The sequence below is a fragment of the Kitasatospora sp. NPDC048194 genome (assembly GCF_043202455.1).
Lineage (GTDB): Bacteria > Actinomycetota > Actinomycetes > Streptomycetales > Streptomycetaceae > Kitasatospora.
In genome coordinates, this window is record NZ_JBIDAK010000015.1 from 1 (window position 1) to 20,880 (window position 20,880).

Annotated in this window: 16 protein-coding genes and 2 tRNA genes; 8 read left to right on the forward strand and 10 right to left on the reverse strand. The window is 72.6% G+C overall.

Going from position 1 to position 20,880, the window contains the following annotated elements:
• Positions 1–159: 159 nt before the first annotated feature.
• The 7 genes from ACGF07_RS19415 to snpA all read right to left on the reverse strand — a co-directional run bounded on the left by ACGF07_RS19415 (position 160) and on the right by snpA (position 6,638).
• Entirely contained in the window at positions 160–639 is a 480-nt protein-coding gene (locus tag ACGF07_RS19415) for a hypothetical protein (protein WP_392900340.1), read from the reverse strand.
• A gap of 60 nt (positions 640–699) precedes the next feature.
• Positions 700–1,362, reverse strand: coding sequence for a hypothetical protein (locus ACGF07_RS19420; protein ID WP_392900343.1), 663 nt, complete (start codon positions 1,360–1,362; stop codon positions 700–702).
• An 11-nt stretch (positions 1,363–1,373) separates the two neighbouring features.
• Complete coding sequence (locus ACGF07_RS19425; RefSeq protein WP_392900346.1) at positions 1,374–1,694, reverse strand: hypothetical protein; 321 nt, start codon at positions 1,692–1,694, stop codon at positions 1,374–1,376.
• Positions 1,695–2,054: 360 nt separating this feature from the next.
• Positions 2,055–2,450, reverse strand: a complete 396-nt coding sequence (locus ACGF07_RS19430; protein WP_392900349.1) for a hypothetical protein — start codon at positions 2,448–2,450, stop codon at positions 2,055–2,057.
• Positions 2,451–2,841: 391 nt separating this feature from the next.
• Positions 2,842–4,920 (reverse strand): phosphocholine-specific phospholipase C, encoded by a 2,079-nt coding sequence (locus tag ACGF07_RS19435; RefSeq protein ID WP_392900352.1) that lies wholly within the window; start codon positions 4,918–4,920, stop codon positions 2,842–2,844.
• A gap of 286 nt (positions 4,921–5,206) precedes the next feature.
• Positions 5,207–5,866 (reverse strand): pentapeptide repeat-containing protein, encoded by a 660-nt coding sequence (locus tag ACGF07_RS19440; RefSeq protein WP_392900355.1) that lies wholly within the window; start codon positions 5,864–5,866, stop codon positions 5,207–5,209.
• A 148-nt stretch (positions 5,867–6,014) separates the two neighbouring features.
• Positions 6,015–6,638, reverse strand: a complete 624-nt coding sequence (gene snpA, locus ACGF07_RS19445; RefSeq protein ID WP_392900358.1) for a snapalysin — start codon at positions 6,636–6,638, stop codon at positions 6,015–6,017.
• A gap of 414 nt (positions 6,639–7,052) precedes the next feature.
• Between snpA and ACGF07_RS19450 the strand changes: the two genes are divergently transcribed.
• On the forward strand, positions 7,053–8,069 hold the full coding sequence (locus ACGF07_RS19450; protein WP_392900359.1) for a LysR family transcriptional regulator: 1,017 nt from the start codon (positions 7,053–7,055) through the stop codon (positions 8,067–8,069).
• Positions 8,070–8,075: 6 nt separating this feature from the next.
• Here ACGF07_RS19450 and ACGF07_RS19455 read toward each other — a convergent pair whose 3' ends face one another.
• Together ACGF07_RS19455 and ACGF07_RS19460 are read right to left on the reverse strand one after the other, a co-directional pair.
• Positions 8,076–9,275 (reverse strand): low temperature requirement protein A, encoded by a 1,200-nt coding sequence (locus ACGF07_RS19455; protein WP_392900361.1) that lies wholly within the window; start codon positions 9,273–9,275, stop codon positions 8,076–8,078.
• A gap of 668 nt (positions 9,276–9,943) precedes the next feature.
• The gene (locus tag ACGF07_RS19460) at positions 9,944–11,647 is read right to left on the reverse strand and encodes an ABC transporter family substrate-binding protein (RefSeq protein ID WP_392900363.1); all 1,704 of its coding nucleotides are present in this window, start codon (positions 11,645–11,647) and stop codon (positions 9,944–9,946) included.
• A 334-nt stretch (positions 11,648–11,981) separates the two neighbouring features.
• Between ACGF07_RS19460 and ACGF07_RS19465 the strand changes: the two genes are divergently transcribed.
• The 5 genes from ACGF07_RS19465 (at position 11,982) to ACGF07_RS19485 (ending at position 16,991) form a co-directional block, all read left to right on the forward strand.
• Positions 11,982–12,962: an ABC transporter permease gene (locus ACGF07_RS19465; RefSeq protein WP_392900365.1), complete on the forward strand. Its 981-nt coding sequence runs from the start codon at positions 11,982–11,984 to the stop codon at positions 12,960–12,962.
• A gap of 16 nt (positions 12,963–12,978) precedes the next feature.
• A complete protein-coding gene (locus tag ACGF07_RS19470) occupies positions 12,979–13,989 on the forward strand; it encodes an ABC transporter permease (RefSeq protein ID WP_392900367.1) in 1,011 nt (336 codons plus the stop codon).
• Positions 13,986–16,121, forward strand: a complete 2,136-nt coding sequence (locus ACGF07_RS19475) for a dipeptide ABC transporter ATP-binding protein (protein ID WP_392900369.1) — start codon at positions 13,986–13,988, stop codon at positions 16,119–16,121. The genes ACGF07_RS19470 and ACGF07_RS19475 overlap by 4 nt, the downstream gene beginning before the upstream one ends.
• 73 nt (positions 16,122–16,194) lie before the next feature.
• A tRNA-Lys gene (locus tag ACGF07_RS19480) sits at positions 16,195–16,268 on the forward strand.
• Positions 16,269–16,340: 72 nt separating this feature from the next.
• Positions 16,341–16,991, forward strand: a complete 651-nt coding sequence (locus ACGF07_RS19485) for a GPP34 family phosphoprotein (protein ID WP_392900371.1) — start codon at positions 16,341–16,343, stop codon at positions 16,989–16,991.
• An 82-nt stretch (positions 16,992–17,073) separates the two neighbouring features.
• On the opposite strand, the gene ACGF07_RS19490 is transcribed toward ACGF07_RS19485, so the two are convergent.
• Complete coding sequence (locus tag ACGF07_RS19490; RefSeq protein WP_392900372.1) at positions 17,074–17,991, reverse strand: alpha/beta fold hydrolase; 918 nt, start codon at positions 17,989–17,991, stop codon at positions 17,074–17,076.
• 134 nt (positions 17,992–18,125) lie between these two features.
• On the opposite strand from ACGF07_RS19490, the gene ACGF07_RS19495 reads away from it, so the two are divergent.
• Together ACGF07_RS19495 and ACGF07_RS19500 are read left to right on the forward strand one after the other, a co-directional pair.
• Positions 18,126–18,199: transfer RNA gene (locus ACGF07_RS19495), tRNA-Lys, on the forward strand.
• 222 nt (positions 18,200–18,421) lie between these two features.
• Positions 18,422–20,821, forward strand: a complete 2,400-nt coding sequence (locus tag ACGF07_RS19500) for a transglycosylase domain-containing protein (RefSeq protein WP_392900374.1) — start codon at positions 18,422–18,424, stop codon at positions 20,819–20,821.
• The last annotated feature ends 59 nt before the right edge of the window (positions 20,822–20,880 follow it).

Genomic DNA, 20,880 nt, shown 5'->3' on the forward strand with positions numbered 1-20,880 from the left:
TCGGGGCGGGCGGGGGCCCGGGGGGGGGGGGCCCCCCCCGCGGGGGGCCCCCCCCCCCCCGGGGGGGGCCGCCGCGCCCGGGGGCCCCCCCCCCCCGCGGGGGGGGGGGGGGGGCCTCCGGTCCGCACGGCGGACGCGGTGGTCAGCCGCTGACGCCGTTCAGCGCGACCAGAACGGATCCTCGTAGCGGGGGATGATGTCGAGGCCACCGTTGGGCAGGGTCGGCTCCGGCACGTAGGTGCCGAAGGGGTCGCGATCGCGGATCACGGGGATCGGACCGACGGTGGCCTGGTAGGTGATGTTGCCGGCAGCTCCGAAGAGCATGCACACGCCGTATCCGGTGGGCGTGGTGGCGAACATGGCGGGCTGGCGGGGGTTGACGGAAGTGATCCGGTACCCGTGGGTCAGCCAGCCTCGTTCGGTGACACCCAGCAGCGCGCCGTATTTCGCGGGAGCGACCTTGGTCATGATGTACCGATCGCGGGTGGCAACGGCGTAACCCAAGGAGTGGTCGTCCGGTCCCGCGGTCTGCTCCGTGGAGCGGGGCCAGCCGTTCCAGTACTGCAGCGGCGGGCGCACCGCGGACATCGCCTCGTCGAGGAGTGCGTCGAGCGCCTGAACGGCCTGTTCGGGGGTCATGCGGAGGCTTTCGGAACGGGGAGCGGGGCGGTGGGCCCGGCTCCGAGGACGGCACGGTGATCAAACGGACCAGTACGGGTCCTCGTACCCGGGCGAGCCGTCGGGATTGGCGTCGGGCATGACGGGGTCGGGGGTCGGCGTGCCGAACAGGTCCCGCCCGTCGGGCACCGGAACCGGGCCGACCGTGGCCTCGATGTCGATGGCCCCAGCGGTGCCGATGCTGATTCGAACGCTGAAGCCCTCCTGCGTGGTGGCGTGCACGGCCTGACCGGCGGGACCCGACTCGACGCGGTAGCCCTTGGCTTTCCAGGTGTTGCGCACCGCGTCCAGCAGAGGGGCGGACTTGGCGGGAACAACCTTGGTCATCACGTGACGTGCGCGGGAGGCCTTCGCGTAGCCGAGGGAATGCTCGTTCAGGCCCGAGGAGTACTGCACCTTGGCCTCGGGCCACGCGTCCTGGTACCGCAGTGCCGGCTGTACGCCCGAAATCGCCTCGTCCAGCAAGGCGTTGAGCTTCTGCAGGGCCTGCTCGGGCGGCATGAGCGGTGCCGTCGCCGTCGCGTCCGGTCGGGCGGCGTCGTTGACCTCCGCGGTGACGGCGCTGCACGCCGTCGAAGTCAGCACGAAGGCCAGGGGAATGACAGCGGCCGCGAGTCGTCGCGTCAGCAGTTTGCGGCGCCTCGGAGCGTTCGACGGCACGGCACCCGGGAGTGACGGGCGCATGGGTGGAATGCTCATCGCTGCCCCTGCCGTGTCACGTGGTCGTACTTGCCGGCCACGATCTGACCGATGTTGTTGGCCGAGACCGCAGCGTCGTCCGGTGCCGGGTCCGTCTTCGGCTCGTCCATGTAGTGAGAGTGCGAGTCGAAGGACAGCGGCGCGCCGTCCGGGACGGCGAAACGGTTGGCGCCGAATTCCTTACTGGCCGGGTCCTGCCCGAACCAGAGCTGGCTCTCGGGGGCGTACATCTTGTACAGCTCGTCGCCGAGCGGGCCCATGGCAGGGAAGAGAGCCACGTCGTTGCCGACGCGCAACGCGGGCGGCAGATGACTCACGCGCCGGCCAGGTCACTGTCCCGTCATCGGAGACGGTCAGTCCCAGGTTCCCCGCCTCCCGCAGTGCCTCTTTGAGCTTGGACTGGGCCAGCAGGAAGCAGTCCAAGGCCTCCCGCAGCAGCCCTGAGACCGCCGACATCTCGGTGTGCGCCGCGTCCAGACGCCCGCTGGTCTGCTCCAGCGATGCATTGGCCGCACCGGCGGCGTTGCCCGTCCAGCTCTTGCTGTAGATGTGCCGGACGACTTCGTGATGCATCGTCTGCACGTGCTTGTTGAAGTTGGCGGAGAGGGTGTCGTATGCGGTGGCCGCCGTCCCGAGGCCGGACAGGTCGGTGTCGCGCAGCTGGACCAGGGTGACCATCAGCTGCCCGCCTGCGGAGAGAGTCCTGCTCCGGTGGCCTTGAGGCTGACAGCGCCACCGTGATCGGCGTTGCGGTAGTCGGCCGCCGTCTGGGTCAGCTTCAGGCTGACGTTGTCGACCTCAGTGGCGAGGTTCTTCAGGCACTCCTCCCACGCGGCGGTGCAGTTCTTCAACGACTCGCCGACCCGCCAGCCCGAAAGCGCGGCGACCACTTTGTCCGAAGGCTCATGGATGTTCTTCAGCTCTTTCGGCATCGCCTCGCCGGTGTCCTTTGCGGCCTTGGCCGCCACGTCGAGATCGGCCGGATCGACTCCGAAGACCGACCCGCCCGATGGCCCGGCCGGCGGGACGACGTAGGGCCCGCCTGGCCCGTCCGAGCTTGCGTACGCGTTCATGGGATTCCGACCCCCCTGGCCCTCGTCCTGTCCCCCACGCCGCAGCGGCGGCGAGTGCGCGCGGTCAGCACGAGGAGCGCGTGTGACCGGTCATTCGCGCACGGTGAAAATAGCAGAATCGGTTCACCTATACGGCCCGCACACGATGACTGAGGCTCCTGCGCGGGGGCGATCGGTGATCGAGGGAAGCACCCGGTGCGGTTCCGGTGGACATGGCCGTACTCCCAGGCACCGAGCCACCGCGGCGGCGCGGGGCTCCATGGCGGTCCCGGGGAGTCACAGCGGTGCGACGTGCTCGAAGCGCATCACATGCCGGTCTCATACCGACACGGGACCCCGCCACCCGCGAGGCGGGTGGCGGGGCCTCCGGTCCGCGCGGCGGACGCGGTGGTCAGCCGCTGACGCTGGGGGCGCCCGTCTCCAGGTGGCCGGTGAAGCGCTGGGACCAGCTGCTGTCCGCGTCCACCGTGATGGTGAAGTCGTACCAGCCGTTGGTGTAGGCCACGGCGTTGAAGTAGTCGCTGACGCTGCCGCCCGCCGGGACCTGGTACGTCCAGGGGCCGTCGGTGCGGTAGTTGTTGGAGGCGATGGTGAAGGTCATCGGGGTGCTGCCGGTGTTGGCCAGCTTGAAGTACACCGCCAGCTTGCCGGTTCCCGGTTCGACCGCGTACGAGGCCGTGACCGCCGCGTTCTTGCCCGCCTTGGTGGCGTCGCCCTTGAAGCGGCGCAGGAAGCGGTTGGGGCCGACCACGGACAGGTCGTAGGGGCCGCCGCCGAAGCCGGCGCCGCAGTTGAAGAAGTCGCTGGTGTTGCCGCCCGGGTCGACGGTGTACTGCCAGGGGCCGCCGCTGCGGTAGGCGTTGGCGTAGGCGGCGAAGTGCGCGGACTTCACGGCCGCGGCGCCCGCGTTCTCCATCTTCAGCCAGACCTTCATGACCCCGGACGAGCCGAACTCCAGGTGGTCAAGGTTGGCGTTCGGCTGGTACGGGAGGGCGCGGGCCTGGCGGGTGCCGGGCTCCTGGACGGGCAGCTGGTTGTTCACCGGGGCCGGGTTGGGCAGCGGGCTGCAGGCGGACAGGCCGATGGTCTGCGAGGTGTCGGGCAGCGCGGGCAGGCCGTACACCGGGTTGGCGAAGTCGAACACGCTGGTGAGGTCACCGCAGACCCGGCGGCGCCAGTCGCTGATGTTCACGCACTTGGCGGGCGTGCCGAGGGCGGACGTCCAGACCTCCAGGAAGCGCAGCACCGAGGTGTGGTCGAAGGTCTCGGAGTTGACCCAGCCGCCGCGGGTCCAGGGCGAGACGGCGATCATCGGGACGCGGAAGCCGAGGCCGATGTTGGTGCCGTTGTAGAACTCGCCGGGGGTGCCGGCCGGGGCGACCGGCGGCGGGACGTGGTCGAAGAAGCCGTCGTTCTCGTCGTAGTTGACGAACAGGACGGACGAGTTGAAGACGTTCGGGTCAGCGTTCAGCGCGTCGATGACGTTGTGGACGAAGTGCGCGCCGTCGGCCGGGGTGGCGTACGGGTGCTCGGAGGAGGCCTGGTCGGGGACGATCCAGGAGACCTTCGGGAGGGTGCCGGCCAGCACGTCGGCCTTGATCGCGGCGACGATGTCGTCCGGGGTCCGTCCGGTGACCTTGGGCACCGAGCCCATGCCCTTGGTCGCCAGCGCGCTGCCGGCCGGGGCATTGGCGAACTGCGAGAAGTAGGCCAGCGCGTTGTCGCCGTAGTTGTCGGCGGCGTTCTGGTAGACCTTCCAGCTCACGCCGGCGCCCTCCAGCGCCTCGGCGAAGGTCTGCCAGCGCAGGCCCTTCTCGTCGCCGCCGTCGTAGGCCGGGCCGCCCGCGGTGCCGGCGGGGTCGATCTGGCCGGACCAGTGGTAGGTGCGGTTGGGGCCCGTCGCGCTGAGCACCGAGCAGTGGTAGGCGTCGCAGATGGTCCAGTTCTCGGCCAGGGCGTAGTGGAAGGGGATGTCCTGGCGGGTGAGGAAGCCGAGGGTGCGGACGTTGCCCTTCGCGGCGACCCAGTTGTCCATCTTGCCGCCGTTCCACGCGCTGTGCTGGTCGCTCCAGCCGTGGCTGAGGTCGCCGTTGCACTGGGCGAGGCGCTCGGGGTCGGCGCCGCCGGCCGGCTTGGTCTGGCTGAACTGCCACGGGTACTGGCGGGAGAGCAGGCCGTTGGGCTGGTTGAAGACGCTGTAGCCGCCGGCGATCTGGATGGCGCTGCGGTCGGCGAAGCCGCGCACGCCGCGCAGCATGCCGAAGTAGTGGTCGAAGCTGCGGTTCTCCTGCATCAGGATCACCACGTGCTGCACGTCGGCGATGGTGCCCGTGGTGCTGAGCGTGGTGGTGGAGGCAGTCGCCGCCGCGGCGCCCGGGGCGGCTCCCGCGGCGCCGGTGCCGGCCACCGCGAGACCCGCCGCTGCGGCGCCGGACAGCGTGACGAACTTCCTACGACTCAACTCGGCCATCAGCCCGGCCCGTCCCTTCGCTGGCGATGTTGTGTACACAAGTTGGCTCACCGATCGCGCAGCAGTCTCCACCGCTCCCGAAGCGGGCCACCAGAGGCGTGCAGCAGGATTGTCGGACTGTTCCTCCGGGTGTCACCGAGCAACGCCGGGCTGAACGCGGGACGCCGCTGCGGAAGGACGGGACGGCGCCGCGGAGGGACGAAGCTGCGGAGGGACGGGCCGGCGCCGTCGCGGGGGCGGGAGGACGGGCCGGCGCCGTTGCGGGGAGGGACAGGCTGCGCCGGAGTCAGCGGTCCTTGACCTCGATGCCCAGTGCGTGGGCGAACTGCGGCGCGAGCTCCAGCAGTTGAGCGGAGCTGATGGTCGCCCCGCGCAGCCCCTGGTGGCCGTCCGCCAGCCCGAGCCGGACGGCGCCGCGCAGGTCGGTCTTCTTCAGGACGGCCCCGCGGAGCCGGACCTCCTCCAGCGTCGAGCCGGGGAAGGACACCTCGGTCAGCTTCGCCTCGCCGAAGTCCACGTCGCGCAGCAGGCAGTCCTCGAACACGACGTCCCGCAGCACGGCCGACCGCAGGTTGACCGCCTCCAGCTTGCAGCCGCGGAACACCACCCGGCGCAGCGCGGAGCCGTACCCGGCGATCCCGGCCAGCACCCCGCCGACGAAGGCGCTGTCCTGCCACTCGCTCTCGCTCAGGTCGCAGGCCACCCAGCGGCCGGCCTGCACCCAGACCTCGTTGAACCGGGCCTGGCGCAGCTTGACCCCGCTGAGCGCGACACCGGTGAAGGCGCACTCCAGGAAGACCGCACCGGCCCCCGACTCGTCGGTGCGCTCGCCGCCGTCGAAGTGCGCGGTGTCGTACCGGCCGTCGCTGCGCAGCGGACCGGTGTGGGGGCTCAGCAGTTCCACGTAGGGAAGGTCGGCGAGCCGGTCGGGGACGGAACGGGACATGGCGGCGGCACCTTGCGGTCGGGGGCGGATGGTCCTCGCCCGCATGCTCGCACGCGCCACCGACACGGCCCGGATCGGCCGCACGCGCCACCGACACGGCCCGGGCCGGCCGCACGCCGCTGCGGCCGGCCCGGGACGGTGCAGTCGGTCAGCCGCGCGCCCAGAGCGAGTTGACCCGGCTGCGCTCGGTGGCGTTCGGGTACGGGTTGGTGCAGGACGGACCGGGGCCGCCGCCGGACATCAGCTCGCTGCACGGGCCGGAGTAGTGGTCCGGCAGGCCGAGCACGTGCCCGGTCTCGTGGGCCGTCACCCGGACCGAGTTGTACTGCTGGTTCTGCGCGTAGTCGAGGAATATGTAGCCGCGCCCGTGTCCGTCGGTGCTGGCGTACGAGCCGCGGCTGTCGTTGCCCTCGTAGTAGCGGAAGTCGGCGGCCGAGCCCGACCGCAGCTGCACGTTGCTGACCGAACTGTTCCAGATCTGGGCGGCGTTGGCGATCTGGGTGCGGAAGGACGGGGCCGAGCTGGCGTCGTAGGTGACCACGACGGTGGTCAGGCCGGGGTTGGCGGCCTGCTTGGCCTTGGCGGAGGCCATCACGGCCTGGAAGAACGTCTGGTTGTCCGCGGCCTCGGCGGCCGAACCGGCGTACGTCGAGGCGGTGTAGCCGTGTACGGCCGGGGCGGCCGGGGCGGCGTTGGCCGCGGTGGTGGGCAGCACGGCGAGGCCGGCCGCGAGGGCCAGGCCGAGGGTGGCGGACAGCACGGATCGCTTCATGTGGGGGCTCCGATTCCTGGGGTGCCGTAGCCGGTTGGGGGCCGGCCCTGGGGGACACCTGGCGAACGGGTGATGCCCCAGAGCTTCGGGCAGCCCGGCGGGCGGGCGGATGATGTCAACCGGTGATAGCCCGGTCCAATACCCCTCCGCCCAGGGCGGATTCGAGCCGTCTTTTACTCGTCTTGACCCACTCATGCCCCTGGCATTCCGTTCCGCCCTTGGCTAGGCTCCGGGGCGGGGAAGTACCCACTGCGGTGGGCCGCCCGTTTCCGGCCGGGCGGCCCCCGCGCTCCGGTTCACGGCGGCAGCGCGGCGATGCGGCAGCGCGCAGCGCGGCAATGTGGCGATGCGGCAGCGCGGCGGTTCGCCGGGGCCCGCTCCGCGCGGTCGCGGCCACGCCGTCGGCGAACTGACATGTACTTGGCAAGACGCTCCGGCGCCGTCTATGCTCCCGCCGTGGAGCTCGACGTGAGACACCTCCGGGTGCTGTGCGCGATCGCCGACACCGGCAGCCTCCGCAAGGCCGCGCTCCAACTCGGCATGACCCAGCCCTCCCTCACGACACAGCTGCACCGCATCGAACGGGCCATCGGCGGCACCCTGTTCACCCGTGAGCAGACCGGCAGCCGGCCCACCGCGCTCGGCCACTCGGTGCTCTCCCGGGCCCGGCCGGTGATCGGCGAGCTGGCCGCGCTGGTGGCCGCCGCCCGCCAGGAGGCCAGGGACGCCTCCGGGCCCGGGCGCCGACGGCGGCTGCGCATCGGGAGCGTCGGCGGCCGGACGGTCGCGGCCTGGCTGCGCCGGGTGCACGAGCGGCTGCCGGACACCGACACCACCATCCACGTCGACGTCTCCGCGAGCGCGCTGCTCCGGATGGTCGCCTCCGACCAGCTCGAGGTGGCCTTCGTCCACGAGAGCGAGGGCTTCCCGCTGCGGGTGCCGCCGGGCGCCGAGCACCGGGTGCTGATGGCCCGGGAGCCGCAGTTCGTCGCGCTGTCCGCCGGCCACCCGGCCGCCGCCCGCTCGGTCGTCCACCTGGCCGACCTCGCCGAGGACACCTGGATGGTGGACCCGACCGCCGACCACGAGTACGCGGCCTTGCGCCGGGTGTTCCGCGCGGCCGGGCTCGACCCCCGGGTGGTGCAGGTGCGCGACAACGCCACCGCCGCCGAACTGGTCGCCTCCGGCGAGGCCGTCCGCCCCTGCCAGCCGACCGCGCTGCCCGGCCCCGGCACCGTGGTCCGCCCGGTCCACGGGGACCCGCTGGCCGTCCGACTGCTCTTCACCTGGCGTCCGCGCGCGCTCGGCCCGCCCGCCCTGGACGCGCTCCACGCCGAACTGCGCGCCGCCTACCTGGAATCGGCCGAGGTCAACCCGGCCTACCGGGCCTGGCTGGCGCGGCACGAACCGGGGCTGCTGGGCCGGGCCTGACGGGGCTCAGCGGCTCTCCCGGCTGTGGATCAGCACCCCCACCGCGACCATCAGCGCGCACGCCAGGCCCGCCGCCAGCACGCCGGAGGCGCCGAACGCGGTGCAGGCCAGCACCAGCACGGCCCCGGTCGGCGCCACCGCCTGGGCCGCCGGGCCGCGCTTGGTGTGCCGGGAGTGCAGGAACCACACCGTCCCCAGGTAGACCGCCGTCGGCACGGTGACCGTCGCGGTGGAGGCCGTGTCGGAGATCTCCGCCTTGTGCACGGCCGACTCCACCGCCACCTCCAGCCCGGTGCCGATCGCCGCCGCCGAGCCGAACACCAGGTAGTGCCCGTAACCCCAGGCGAACGCCTGCCGGTTGGACCGCAGGTGCTCGTGGACGGGTCGGGCGAAGTACAGCCACCACGCGGCGAAGCAGATCAGCAGACCGCCGATCGCCACCGGCACCAGCCGGCCCAGCCCCTCGTGCTCGTCCACGGCGGACTGCACCGCCACCGTGGCCGCGGCCACCGCCTCGCCGAGCACGATCAGGGTGAACAGCCCGTACCGCTCGGCGATGTGGTGCGGGTGCCAGGTGGTCTGCATCCGCAGTTCGGCGAGCACCGGCACGGCCAGCTCGCACAGCACGCCGAGCGGGACGGCCACCGGCCGGGCGGCGTCCGGCAGGAGCAGCAGCACCACCCAGCCGACCTGGCAGATCGTGATCCCCAGTGCGTACCGCAGCGCCACCCCGCGCGCCGGGCCCTGCTCGCCGGCGGCCGCCCGCAGCCACTGGGTGACCATCGCCAGCCGCATCACCACGTACCCGGTGATCGCCAGCACCAGGTCCTGGGTGGCGAACAGCCGCGGCACCCCGGCGGCGAGGATCAGCACCCCGGCGATCTGGACCAGCGTGGTGAGCCGGTACGGCACGTCGTCGCAGTCGTACGCGGACGCGAACCAGGTGAAGTTCATCCAGGCCCACCAGATCGCGAAGAACGCGAGGGCGTAGCCGCGCAGTCCCTCCCCGTAGTGCCCCGCCGCGAGGGAGTGGGCGAGTTCTCGGCCGGCCTGGCCGACCGCGACCACGAAGCAGAGGTCGAAGAAGAGTTCCAGCGGGGTGGCGACCCGGTGCGGCTCGTGCCGGTCGCGCGGGACCATCCGCCGCACCGGCGGTGGGTCGACGGGGTACGGACGGGGTGCCGCGGCGGCGGGTTCACTGGCCATCGGTGCTGCTCCGGGGGCGGGACGGGGCGTGGACAGGGGCGGGACCGGGCGGGACCGGACGGACCGGACCAGGCCGGAACGGAGCCGGGTCAGGCCGGTTCGAGCCGGTCAGGCTTGATCAGGCCGGGTCCGATCCGGTCCGATCCGGTTCGAACCGGTCAGGCCCGGTCAGGCCCCGGTCAGGCCCGGGTCGGGAACGGGTCGGAAACGGGTCGGGAACGGGAACGGGGCGGGCCGGGAGGCCCGCCCGTCCCGCGCATCCTGGCAGCGGCCCGGCCCCGGCGCACGCACCGGCGCGCTCCGGCCGTCCCGCCGGAACCGGGGCGCGATGCCCGCGTATGCCCTGTTTGTCCTTACCGTCAGCCCAAGTTGACGCTCCGGTGCGCGAAGTGGGTGACACCGCGGCGGATTTCCTGGCGCGCCCCGCGCGCTGCGCCGCGGGCGGCCCCGGCGCCCGGCTAGATTCTTCCCCGGTTGGAGGCAAGCGCGGGCCCTGCGGGGCCCCACGACACGGGCGGCCTGCGGGCAACGCGGAAGGTCAAGGCCGGTGGCAGGACAGCGGGGGCGGCAGCGCCGACCTACCCCGTGTCCGCACCACCGGCCTCGTGATCACCGCGCTGCTCGCCAGCGCCTGCCGTGCGGCTGCTCCGCCGCGCCGGCGGCCCGGGTCACTTCTCCCAGCCGATCTTGGCGTAGTCCGTCCCCGCCAGGCCGAACGCGCCCTCGTTGGCCAGGCCCTTGCGGGTCGCCACGACGGTCGGCCGCTGGTACAGCTCGACGGTGTGGCCGAGCTCCCAGATCTTCGCGTCCGCCTGGTTGTACAGCTTCGCGGCCTCCACCGGGTCGAGCGTGCCGGCCGCCTTCTTCAGCAGGGCGTCGATCTCGGGCGTGCCGAGCTTGGAGAAGTTGCCGAAGACGTTGTCCCCCACCGGCAGGCGGAAGTTGACGAGCGAGGTGGAGAGCGGGAACGAGTCGGTGTTCCGCCAGCTGGCGATCTCGAACTTGCCGGGGTTCACGTACTTGGTGAAGAAGTCGTTGGACGGCACCTTGTCGAGGTCGACCTTCACCCCGGCCGCCAGCCACATCGCCACCGCGGCCGTGGCCAGGTCCAACTGCGCCTGGGGAGTGGCGTCGTTGACCACCCAGTGCAGTTCCAGCTGCCGGCCGTCCTTGGTGCGCGGCTGGCCGGCGCCCGCGTCCTTCCACCCCGCCTCGTCGAGCAGCTTCTTGGCCGCGGCCAGGTCGAACTTCGCCCACTCGCCGGAGTTGTCCTGGTAGCCCGTCTGGTTCGGCATGATGATGTGGTTGCCGAGCGGCTTGAACTCCACGGGCACGCCGTTGTTCGCGATCTTGATCAACGAGGACCGGTCGAGCGCCTTCCCGAGCGCCTGCCGGACCTTCTGGTCGGCCAGCGCTCCGCCCTGGCCGAACGAGATGTGCACCTCGTCCCACGGGCTCGCGGCCCGGATCACGGCGTCCTTGGCACCCTTGAGCTGCCCGTACGCGGCCGCGGTGCCGGCCGTGGCGAGGTCGATCTCGTTGTTGAGGAACGCCTGCGTCGTCGCCGACTGGGACATCACCCGGAAGGTGATCCGGTCGAGCTTGGGCTTCGTCCCCCACCACGCCGGGTCGGGGACCAGGGTCAGGGTCTGCGCGGTCTTGTCCGCCGTCCCGACCTTCAGGGCCCCCGCGGTGATCGGGATCTTCTCCACCCAGCCCTGGTTGAAGTCGTCCGCCGTGCCGATGCCGGCCGCCGGGATCAGCGGGCGGAACAGGTTCTGCCAGTCGGCGTACGGCTCCGAGAAGGTGACCTTGACCTCGGTCGGGTCCGCGCCCTGCTCGACGGAGGAGATGAGCTCGTAGCCGGAGGAGTCGGCGATGTTGTAGCCGTCCTTCTTGCCGTTGCTGGCCTCCCAGTCCGCCTTGAAGTCCAGGTAGCTCAGCGGCTTGCCGTCCGACCACTTCGCCTTGGGGTTCAGCTTGTAGGTGATCACCTGCGGGGAGGTCGAGGTGATCTTGGCCTCCTGCAGGTAGTCGGCGACGGGCTGGAAGTTCCCGGAGGCGTCCGTGGTGAAGAGGTTCGGCTCCAGCGCGCGCATGATGTCGACGGCGTCGCCGTACCGGCCGTCCACCTGGAAGGGGTTCCACTGGGTGATCCACTGGTACAGCGGCAGGCGCACCTCGCCGCCGTCCTTGACCTGGTCCAACGGCTTGGCGTTGATGTCCTGGGAGTCCTGTCTCGGCGGTTCGCTCTTGGCCACGTCACCGGTCGAGCCGCCGCCGCCCGAGGTGCACGCGGTGACCGCGAGCGCGACGGCGACGGCGAGGGCGGTCGCCCGGCCGAGGCGGCGGGCCGTGGTGGAAGCGTCCATGAGGTCCCCCTGGTGAGGTCTGCGGAGCGGGAGTCCGCGCGCGACAGGCATGACCGGGCTTGAGCATGGGCACTCAATCCGGCATCGAGCCAGAGGAACGTAACAGCGGATCAGATCCGCCACCAGGGGGAGGAGCGCACACCTGATCCAAAAGTCACCGGAGGCAACACGGCCGCAACACCCCTGCCGTGCCCGGCTGTTTGACTCTGACCTGCGCTTTCCCGACCCGCTCTCCCCTCCGACCACCTGACGCCCCGACCGGGCTCCGACCGAAGGCCAGCCACCCGATGCCCACCAGACGCGTCGGCCCCGCCCCCACCCCGGGCAGCCGCTGATGCTCCGCTACCTGACCAAGCGGCTCGGCTACTACGCGATCCTGCTGACAGCCGCCGTCTTCCTGGCGTACGCGATCTCCGCGACCGCCCTCCAGCCCCGCACCTACTTCGACGCCAAGGTCCCCCGCCCGTCCGCCGAATCGGTCGAGCACCAGCTCACCGCGCTCAACCTGAACGACCGCACCCCGGTGGTCGAGCGCTTCGGCCACTGGGCGGGCGGTCTGCTCCACGGCGACCTCGGCCGGACCATCCACGACACCCCGGTCTCCGACGACTTCGGCCGCCGGGTGTGGGTCTCGCTGCGGCTGATGCTGCTCGGCAGCCTGCTCGGCATGCTCCTCGGCGTCGCCGCCGGGGCGTGGAGCGCCGTGCGCCAGTACCGGATCTCCGACCGGCTGCTCACCGTGCTGTCCTTCGTGCTGCTCTCGACCCCGGTCTTCCTGGTCGCGCTGTTCCTGAAGAACGGCGCGATCGCCGCGAAGGACGCGGCCGGCCACGAGGTGATCCCGTTCACCGGCTACGAGACGCCCGGCCTGGCCGGCGGTCTCGGCACCCACCTCGCCGACTGGGCGCTGCACCTGCTGCTGCCCACCCTCTCGCTGGCCCTCGGCGGTCTCGCCACCTACAGCCGCTACCAGCGCGGCACCATGCTCGACGTGCTCGGCTCCGACTACCTGCGCACCGCCGAGGCCAAGGGCCTGACGCGTGGACGGGCCCTGCTGAAGCACGGGCTGCGGACGGCCGTGATCCCGATGTCGACCATGTTCGCCTACAGCTTCCTCGGCATCTTCACCGGTGCGATCTTCACCGAGACGATCTTCGGCTGGCACGGCATGGGCGAGTGGCTGATCCAGTCGATCAACGAACAGGACGTCAACTCGGTCGTCGCGATCAACCTGTTCACCGCCGTCGTCGTGCTCGCCTCCGGCTTCCTGGCCGACACCCTGCACGCCGCCCTCGACCCGCGCGTGCGGTCCTGACCGGAGGTGACGTGAGATGACCACCCTCTCCCTGAAGCCGGCCGAGCCCACCGAGCCCACCGGCCCGCCCGGATCCGCCGGACCCGCCGGGCTGCCCGCACCCGCCACCCGCCGGGGGACCGGCCGCGGCCGGCTCGTCCTCGCCCGGCTGCTCGCCGCACGGGGCGCCGTCGTCGGGGCCGTCGTCGTCCTGCTGCTGTTCGCGCTCGCCTTCGGCGGCCCGTACCTGACGCCCTGGGACTACGCCACCCCCGACTTCACCGCGCTGCACCAACCCCCCTCCGCCACTCACTGGTTCGGCACCAACGGGGTCGGCCAGGACGTGTTCGCGCAGACCGTCCGCGGGCTGCAGAAGTCACTGGTCATCGGGCTGCTGGTGGCGCTGTTCTCCACGGTGCTGGCCTCCGTGGTGGGAGCCTGCGCCGGCTACTTCGGCGGCTGGGCCGACCGGGCGCTGATGTTCCTGGTGGACCTGCTGCTGGTCTTCCCCGCGTTCCTGATCATCACCATCGTCTCGTCGCGGCTGAAGAGCGCCGGCTGGATCGCCTTCGTGCTGCTGCTCGCGCTGTTCAACTGGATGATCACCGCCCGGGTGGTCCGCTCGATGACCCTCTCCCTGCGCGAGCGCGAATTCGTGCGCGCCGCACGGTTCATGGGCGTGCGGCCGCTGCGGATCATCAGCCGGCACATCCTGCCGAACGTCGCCTCCTTCCTCATCATCGACGCCACCATCGCGGTCGGCGGAGCCGTGATGAGCGAGACCGCGCTCTCCTACTTCGGCTTCGGGGTCAAGGCGCCGGACGTGTCGCTCGGCACCCTGCTCGCCGCCGGAACGAGCGAGGCCCCGGTGTTCCCGTGGATGTTCTACTTCGCGGCCGGACTGCTGGTGCTGTTCGTCCTCGCGGTCAACCTGATCGGGGACGGGCTGCGCGACGCGCTCGACCCCACCGCCGGGGCGGCCGGTGGCCGCTCCCGTCGCTCCCGTCCCGTCCTCGACAGCCGTCGTTCCCGTAGGAAGCGCCCGTGACCACCACCGTCGAAACCCCGCTGCTCGCCGTCCGCGACCTGCGGGTGGACTTCACCGGGCCGCACGGCCCGGTGCCGGCCGTGCGCGGCGTGGACCTCACCCTGCGGCGCGGCGAGACGCTCGGCATCGTCGGCGAGTCCGGCTCCGGGAAGTCCGTCACCGCACTGTCCGTGCTGGGCCTGCTGCCGGGGACGGCCCGGGTCAGCGGCTCGGTGCGCCTGGACGGCCGCGAGCTGGTCGGACTGCCCGGGCGGGAGCTCGCCGCGATCCGCGGCCGGCGGGTCGCCATGGTGTTCCAGGACCCGCTGTCCGCGTTCACCCCGGTCTACCGGATCGGCGACCAGATCGCCGAGGCCGTCCGCATCCACCAGGACGTCGACAAGGCCGCCGCCCGCCGACGGGCCGTCGAACTCCTCGACCTGGTCGGCATTCCGGCGCCCGACCGCGCCCTGGACAGCTACCCGCACGAGTTCTCCGGCGGCATGCGCCAGCGCGCGATGATCGCCATGGCCGTCGCCAACGAGCCCGACATCCTGCTCGCGGACGAGCCCACCACCGCCCTGGACGTGACCATCCAGGCCCAGGTGCTGGACGTGCTGCGCACCGCGCAGCGGGAGACCGGCGCAGCGCTGGTCCTGGTCAGCCACGACCTCGGGGTGATCGCCGGGACGGCCGACCGGGTCGCGGTGATGTACGCGGGCCGGGTGGTCGAGACGGCGGAGGTGGACGAGCTGTTCGCGGCCCCGCGCCACCCGTACACCCTCGGCCTGATCGGCGCACTGCCCCGGCTGGACGGGTCCGGCGGCGCGCTGGTGCCGATTCCGGGCGCGCCCGCACCGATGGCCGAACTGCCGCCGGGCTGCCCGTTCGCCGCGCGCTGCCCGCTGGCCGAGGAGCGCTGCACGGCGGCCGAGCCCGCGCTGGAGGGTGCCCCGGAGCCGGCCCGGGAGGGTGCGGCCTCCGCGGGTCTGGCCTCCGAGCGTGCGGCCTCCGCGGGTCCGGGGGAGCACCTGGCCGCCTGCGTCCGGTCGGCGGAGCTGGCCGAGCGGCGGCCCGCGCCGGGTGAGGTGTACCCGGTGCCGGAGCTGCCGACCCCGGTCGCGGGCGGGGACCGCGCCTCGCGGGCGCCGGTGCTGTCGGTGAGCGGACTCGGTAAAACGTTTCCGCTCCTCAAGGGCACGGTGTTCAAGCGCAAGGTCGGCGAGGTCTACGCGGTGGACGGCGTCGACCTGGACCTGCGCGAGGGGGAGACGCTCGGCCTGGTCGGGGAGTCCGGCTCCGGCAAGTCCACCACCCTGTTCGAACTGCTGAAGCTCGGCGCCCCGGAGACCGGCCGGATCGAGCTGCTCGGCCGCGACACCGCCCGGCTCACCCGGGCCGAGGCCCACCGGCTCCGGGCCGGACTGCAGATCGTCTTCCAGGACCCGATGGCCAGCCTCGACCCCCGGATGCCGATCGGCGACATCATCGCCGAGCCGCTGCGCGCCCAGCACGCCCCGCACGAGGAGATCGCCCGCCGGGTCCCCGAACTGCTCCGGCAGGTCGGCCTCGACCCTGAGCACACCGAGCGCTACCCGCACCAGTTCTCCGGCGGGCAGCGCCAGCGCGTCTCGATCGCCCGGGCGCTCGCCGTCCGGCCCAAGCTCCTGGTCCTGGACGAACCGGTCTCCGCCCTCGACGTCTCCATCCAGGCCGGCGTCCTCAACCTGCTGCAGTCGCTCAAGGCCGAGCTCGGACTCTCCTACCTGTTCGTGTCGCACGACCTGTCGGTGATCCGGCACCTCGCCGACCGGGTCAGCGTGATGTATCTGGGGCGGACGGTCGAGCAGGGCGAGGTCTCCGCCGTCTTCGACCGCCCCCGGCACCCCTACACCCGGGCCCTGCTCTCCGCCGTGCCGCTGCCCGACCCCGCCGCCGAACGCGCGCGCGACCGCATCCTGCTCGCCGGGGACCCGCCCTCCCCCACCGAGCGCCGCACCGGCTGCGCGTTCCGCACCCGCTGTCCGCTGTACGCCCGGCTCCCGGAGACCGCCCGGGTGCGCTGCGAACGGGAGCGGCCCGCGCTCGACGCCGACCGGGCGGGAGCGGACCACCAGGCGGCCTGCCACCACCCGGAGGCCGCCGCCAGCTGACCACCCAGCGTCACCACTCGGATACGATTCGGCGGATCGGCCCGGCGGCGTGTACTGTCTTCCACGTCAGCAGGCGCCGCTAGCTCAGTTGGTTAGAGCAGCTGACTCTTAATCAGCGGGTCCGGGGTTCGAGTCCCTGGCGGCGCACATGGCAAGCCCTCAGGCCGCCCACTCCGGTGGGCGGCCTGAGGCGTTCCGGGGGTGGGTAGAGGTGGCTCCGTGATCCCTTCCGACGTCCGCCCCCTCCCCGAGGAACTCCTGCTGCTCTGCGCCGACCCGGCGCGCGGCCGGTTCCGCAGCCCTTCCGCCCACCTCCGCCACGTGGTCGCGGGCGCCGTCCTCGCCGAACTGCTGGTGACCGGCGCGATCACGGTCGAGAAGCAGCAGATCACCGGCTACCGACCCGTCGGCGCGCCGGACGAGGTCGCCGCCGGTGTGCTGGCCCGCCTGGAGGCGAAGGGCAAGAGCCGGTTCCGTCCGCGGCTCACCCAGGCGATCCGCTCGGTGCCCGACCGGCCCGGTTACCGCTTCCACCTCGACCGGCTGGTGGCGCAGGGCTACTACGCCGTCGACGAGAAGCGCTTCCTGGGACTGCCGCGCCGGCGCTACCCCACGACCCGCCCCGACGCCGCCCGGGACATCGCCGCACGCGTCGCGGCGACCCTGTCGGCACCCGACGGCGGAGCCGGCCGGCCGAGCGCGGAGCGGGACCGGCAGCTCGCCGGCCTGATCGACGCGGCCGGGCTGGCACGCCGCCTCTACCCCGGCCGGGAGGGCGCTCCGATCCGGCGCGCCGCCTCGCGGCTGGCCCGGGAGCTGCCCGTTCCCCGGGCCGTGCGGACGGTCATCCGGGAGAAGTCCGGCGAGTGAGCACCGTCCGGGCGCGGGCGCCTCGGCCCCGGGGAGCCGGCCAGTGCGGGGCCGTCGCCGGCACCGTGCGGGCGCGGGCGCCTCAGCAGGTGTCCAGGACGGCGGAGGCCACCGCGTCCGGACGGTCGAACATCACCAGGTGCCCGGCCGGAGCGGCGGTGCGGAACTCGGCGCCGAGCAGGGCGGCGAGTTCCCGCTGCTCGGCCAGCCGGTACCCGGTGCGGGGGTTGCGGCAGCCGTCGTCGGCCGCCAGTACGGTGACCGGCAGGCCCTCGGGCAGCGGCCGGGTGCGCCGCAGTCCGTCCAGCTCGGCGGCCATGTCGAGGTAGCGCCCGTTCTCCCGCAGCAGCGCGCGCAGGGCCCGTCCGGTGCGGTAGCAGTGCCGGACCAGCTGCGGCGGGGCGAGGTCCTCCCGGCGGACGGTGGCCAGCCGGGCGGTGACCCGGCGGGCGGTCGGGCCGAACAGGTACGGGACCGCGAGCGCCCGGGCGGCGCCGGCCAGGGCCCGGGCCGCCAGGTCGCGGGCGGCGGGCGCCGGGTACGGGCGGACCGCCGTCTCGACGCTGCCGTCGACCAGCACCAGCCCGGTGGTCCGCTCGGGGTGCAGCCGGGCGAAGGCCTCCACGTGGAACCCCGCGAGCGAGTGCCCGACCACGGTGCACGGGCCGTCCAGCCCGAGGCCGTCCAGCACCGCCAGGATCCGCCCGGCCTCGCCCGCCACCGTCGGGGCGGGCCGCCCGGTGGCGGGCTCGGCGGCGCTCAGCCCGTAACCGGGCCGGTCGAAGCGGACCACGGTGCGGTAGGGGGTGAGGAACGGGACGACCAGGTCCCAGTCGAACCAGCTGCTGCCGAGGCCGCCGGTGAGCAGGCAGAGCGGGCCGGTGCCCTCGGTGCGGACGTGCAGCGGCGTCCCGTCGACGCGCAGGAACCGCCCCAGCGGGTCGGGCGTGCCCGGGTGGACGGGGCCCAGGTGGGGGTGTCCGGGCTGATGGCGGGGCACCGTTCCACGGTAGTCGCCGGCGAACTCCACCCCAACCGGTAACAAACGGGCATATCGACCGCCCCGGGGAGGGCGGCGGAGGGGGCCGGTTCGAGGCACCCCTCGGGACCGTGTATTGTTTTCCAGGTCAGCAGGCGCCGCTAGCTCAGTTGGTTAGAGCAGCTGACTCTTAATCAGCGGGTCCGGGGTTCGAGTCCCTGGCGGCGCACAGACAGTTGGGGAGTCTCTCGCAACAGCGAGGGGCTCCCCGATTTTTTGGCCCTCGACGTCCGTTTTGCGTGTGATGTCGGTCTCGATTGCCGCTCCGGCGGAGCCATTCGGCCCGCCCGGCTCGTCCTGGGCAGTAAACCGGAATCCGGACGAAGGCCCCCACCGCCGACGTCCCCGTCTGTGCAGGCTGGCCCGGTCCGCCCGCAGGAAAGGCCGCGCTTTGTCCCAGAACACCCAGGGCGGCGGCCGCACGCCGTCGATCGGTCTCCGGCCGGTCAAGCGGTTCAAGCGCTCCACCGGTACGACCGGCGGCGGGAAGCCGCGCCGCCCGAAGCGCACCGGCTGGCGCCGGCTCATACCCACCTGGCGGATGACCCTGCTCGGCCTCGCCTCGGCCCTGCTGCTCGGCGTCGGTCTGTTCGCGCTCGGCATCGCCCTGGTGAAGGTCCCCGACGCCCACGCCGCCGCGACCGCCCAGAGCAACACCTGGCTCTACGCGGACGGCTCGGTGATCACCCGCACCGGCCAGACCAACCGGCAGAACGTCGGCCTGGACAAGGTCTCCCCCGCCGCCCAGCACGCCGCGCTCGCCGCCGAGGACCGCAACTTCTACCACGAGGGCGCGGTCAACGTTCAGGGCCTGGCGCGCGCCGCGCTCAACACCGCCACCGGCGCGGGCACCCAGGGCGGCTCCACGATCACCCAGCAGTACGTGAAGAACACCTACCTGAGCCAGAAGCAGTCGATCACCCGCAAGGTGAAGGAACTCTTCATAGCGATCAAGGTGGACGCCACCGAGAGCAAGGACGACGTCCTCTCCGGCTACCTGAACACCTCCTACTACGGCCGCGGCGCCTACGGCATCCAGGCCGCCGCCCAGGCGTACTTCGGCATCGACGCCTCCGCGCTCGACCCCGCCCAGGGCGCCTACCTGGCCACCCTGCTGAACGCCCCGAGCGCCTACGACGTGGCCACCGCGACCCAGGAGGGCAAGCAGAACGCCGTCAACCGGTGGAACTACGTGCTGGACGGCATGGTCAAGGAGGGCTGGCTCTCCGCCGACGAGCGGGCCAAGGCCGCCTTCCCGGACGTCAAGGACCCGCAGCCCAACCCCGGCCTCTCCGGCCAGTCCGGCTACCTGGTGAACGCGGCCACCCAGTACCTCACCTCGAACGGGGTCATCAGCGAGAGCGAACTGGCCAAGGGCGGCTACACGATCAAGCTGAGCATCGACCCGAACCGCCAGCAGGCGCTCCAGGACGCCGTCCAGGCGCAGCTGCACGACACCCTGAACCCGGACAAGCGGAAGAAGGACGCGGCCGCCCAGGCCGGCGCCGTCTCGGTGGACCCGAAGACCGGCGCGGTCGTCGCCCTGTACGGCGGCGTCGACTACGTCAAGCACTACGTGGACAACGCCACCCGGCGCGACTACCAGGCGGGCTCGACCTTCAAGGCGATCGCCCTGGCCGCCGCCTTCGAGAACGACGCCAAGACCCAGGACGGCCGGACCATCACCCCGCGCACCGTCTACGACGGCACCAGCGGCCGCAAGGTCCGCGGCGGCAAGGGCACCCCGTACGCGCCGCCGAACGAGGGTGACAAGAGCTACGGCCAGATCAGCCTGCAGCAGGCCACCGACTGGTCGGTCAACTCGGCCTTCGCCCAGCTCGCGCAGGACACCGGGCTGCAGAAGGTCAAGGACACCGGCATCGCACTGGGCCTGCCCGGCAACACCCCGGGCCTGGACCCGGTGCCGTCCATCCCCCTGGGTGCGGCCACCCCGAGCGTGATGGACATGGCCGGCGTGTACGCCACGCTGGACAACGGCGGCAAGCAGATCACCCCGTGGCTGGTGCAGTCGGTGGACCGCGGCGGCGAGGCCGTGGCGCTGCCCGCGCACAAGACCACCCAGGCGATCAGCACGGACACCGCGGACAAGGTCACCTCGATGCTCCAGGGCGTGGTGAGCGACCCGGGCGGCACCGGCTGGCGCGCGAAGGCGCTGGGCCGGCCGGCGGCGGGCAAGACCGGCACCACCGACGACCAGAAGTCCGTCTGGTTCGTCGGCTACACCCCCGAGCTGGTCACCTCGGTCGCGCTGTTCGGCCAGGACCCGGGCACCGGCGCCCAGGTCAGCCTGAGCGGCGTCGGCGGGATCGACGGCGCGGCGGGCGGCCAGTACCCGGCGCAGATCTGGACCAGCTACATGAAGGCCGCGCTCAAGGGCCTGCCGGTGAGCGACTTCGCGACCCCGGCGGACGGCGACGACTCCGCCGGCGCGACCGACCTGCCGACCGCTCCGAGCACGCCGACCACCACCCCGTCGACCGGCGCCGCCAGCCCCGGCGCCGGTGCCGGCACGGGCCCCACCCCGGGCGACAACTCCGGCGCAGGCACCTCGGGCGGCAACGGCTCGGGTTCCGGCGGGGCGACGACCGGACCGACCGCCCCGGCGACGGGGCAGCCGACCACCCAGCCCACCTCGCGGCCCACCGGTCGGCCGACCACCCGGCCGACGCCGACCACCGGGCCGACCCAGGCCCCGACCACCCCGCCGACCACCCAGCCCACCGGCGGGGCGGGCGCGCTCACGGGGGCGGGAGCCGCGACCGGGGGCTGACGGCCGGGGCCGGGGTGGGTGAGTGCGCCATTGCGCACAGTGGGCACCAGGACCGAATG

Excerpts from the sequence above, each read along its gene's own strand:
- ACGF07_RS19415 (WP_392900340.1), bottom strand. The coding sequence starts at position 639 with ATGACCCCCGAACAGGCCGTTCAGGCGCTCGACGCACTCCTCGACGAG.
- ACGF07_RS19420 (WP_392900343.1), bottom strand. The coding sequence starts at position 1,362 with ATGCGCCCGTCACTCCCGGGTGCCGTGCCGTCGAACGCTCCGAGGCGC.
- ACGF07_RS19430 (WP_392900349.1), bottom strand. The coding sequence starts at position 2,450 with ATGAACGCGTACGCAAGCTCGGACGGGCCAGGCGGGCCCTACGTCGTC.
- ACGF07_RS19435 (WP_392900352.1), bottom strand. The coding sequence starts at position 4,920 with ATGGCCGAGTTGAGTCGTAGGAAGTTCGTCACGCTGTCCGGCGCCGCA.
- ACGF07_RS19440 (WP_392900355.1), bottom strand. The coding sequence starts at position 5,866 with ATGTCCCGTTCCGTCCCCGACCGGCTCGCCGACCTTCCCTACGTGGAA.
- snpA (WP_392900358.1), bottom strand. The coding sequence starts at position 6,638 with ATGAAGCGATCCGTGCTGTCCGCCACCCTCGGCCTGGCCCTCGCGGCC.
- ACGF07_RS19450 (WP_392900359.1), top strand. The coding sequence starts at position 7,053 with ATGTACTTGGCAAGACGCTCCGGCGCCGTCTATGCTCCCGCCGTGGAG.
- ACGF07_RS19455 (WP_392900361.1), bottom strand. The coding sequence starts at position 9,275 with ATGGCCAGTGAACCCGCCGCCGCGGCACCCCGTCCGTACCCCGTCGAC.
- ACGF07_RS19460 (WP_392900363.1), bottom strand. The coding sequence starts at position 11,647 with ATGGACGCTTCCACCACGGCCCGCCGCCTCGGCCGGGCGACCGCCCTC.
- ACGF07_RS19465 (WP_392900365.1), top strand. The coding sequence starts at position 11,982 with ATGCTCCGCTACCTGACCAAGCGGCTCGGCTACTACGCGATCCTGCTG.
- ACGF07_RS19470 (WP_392900367.1), top strand. The coding sequence starts at position 12,979 with ATGACCACCCTCTCCCTGAAGCCGGCCGAGCCCACCGAGCCCACCGGC.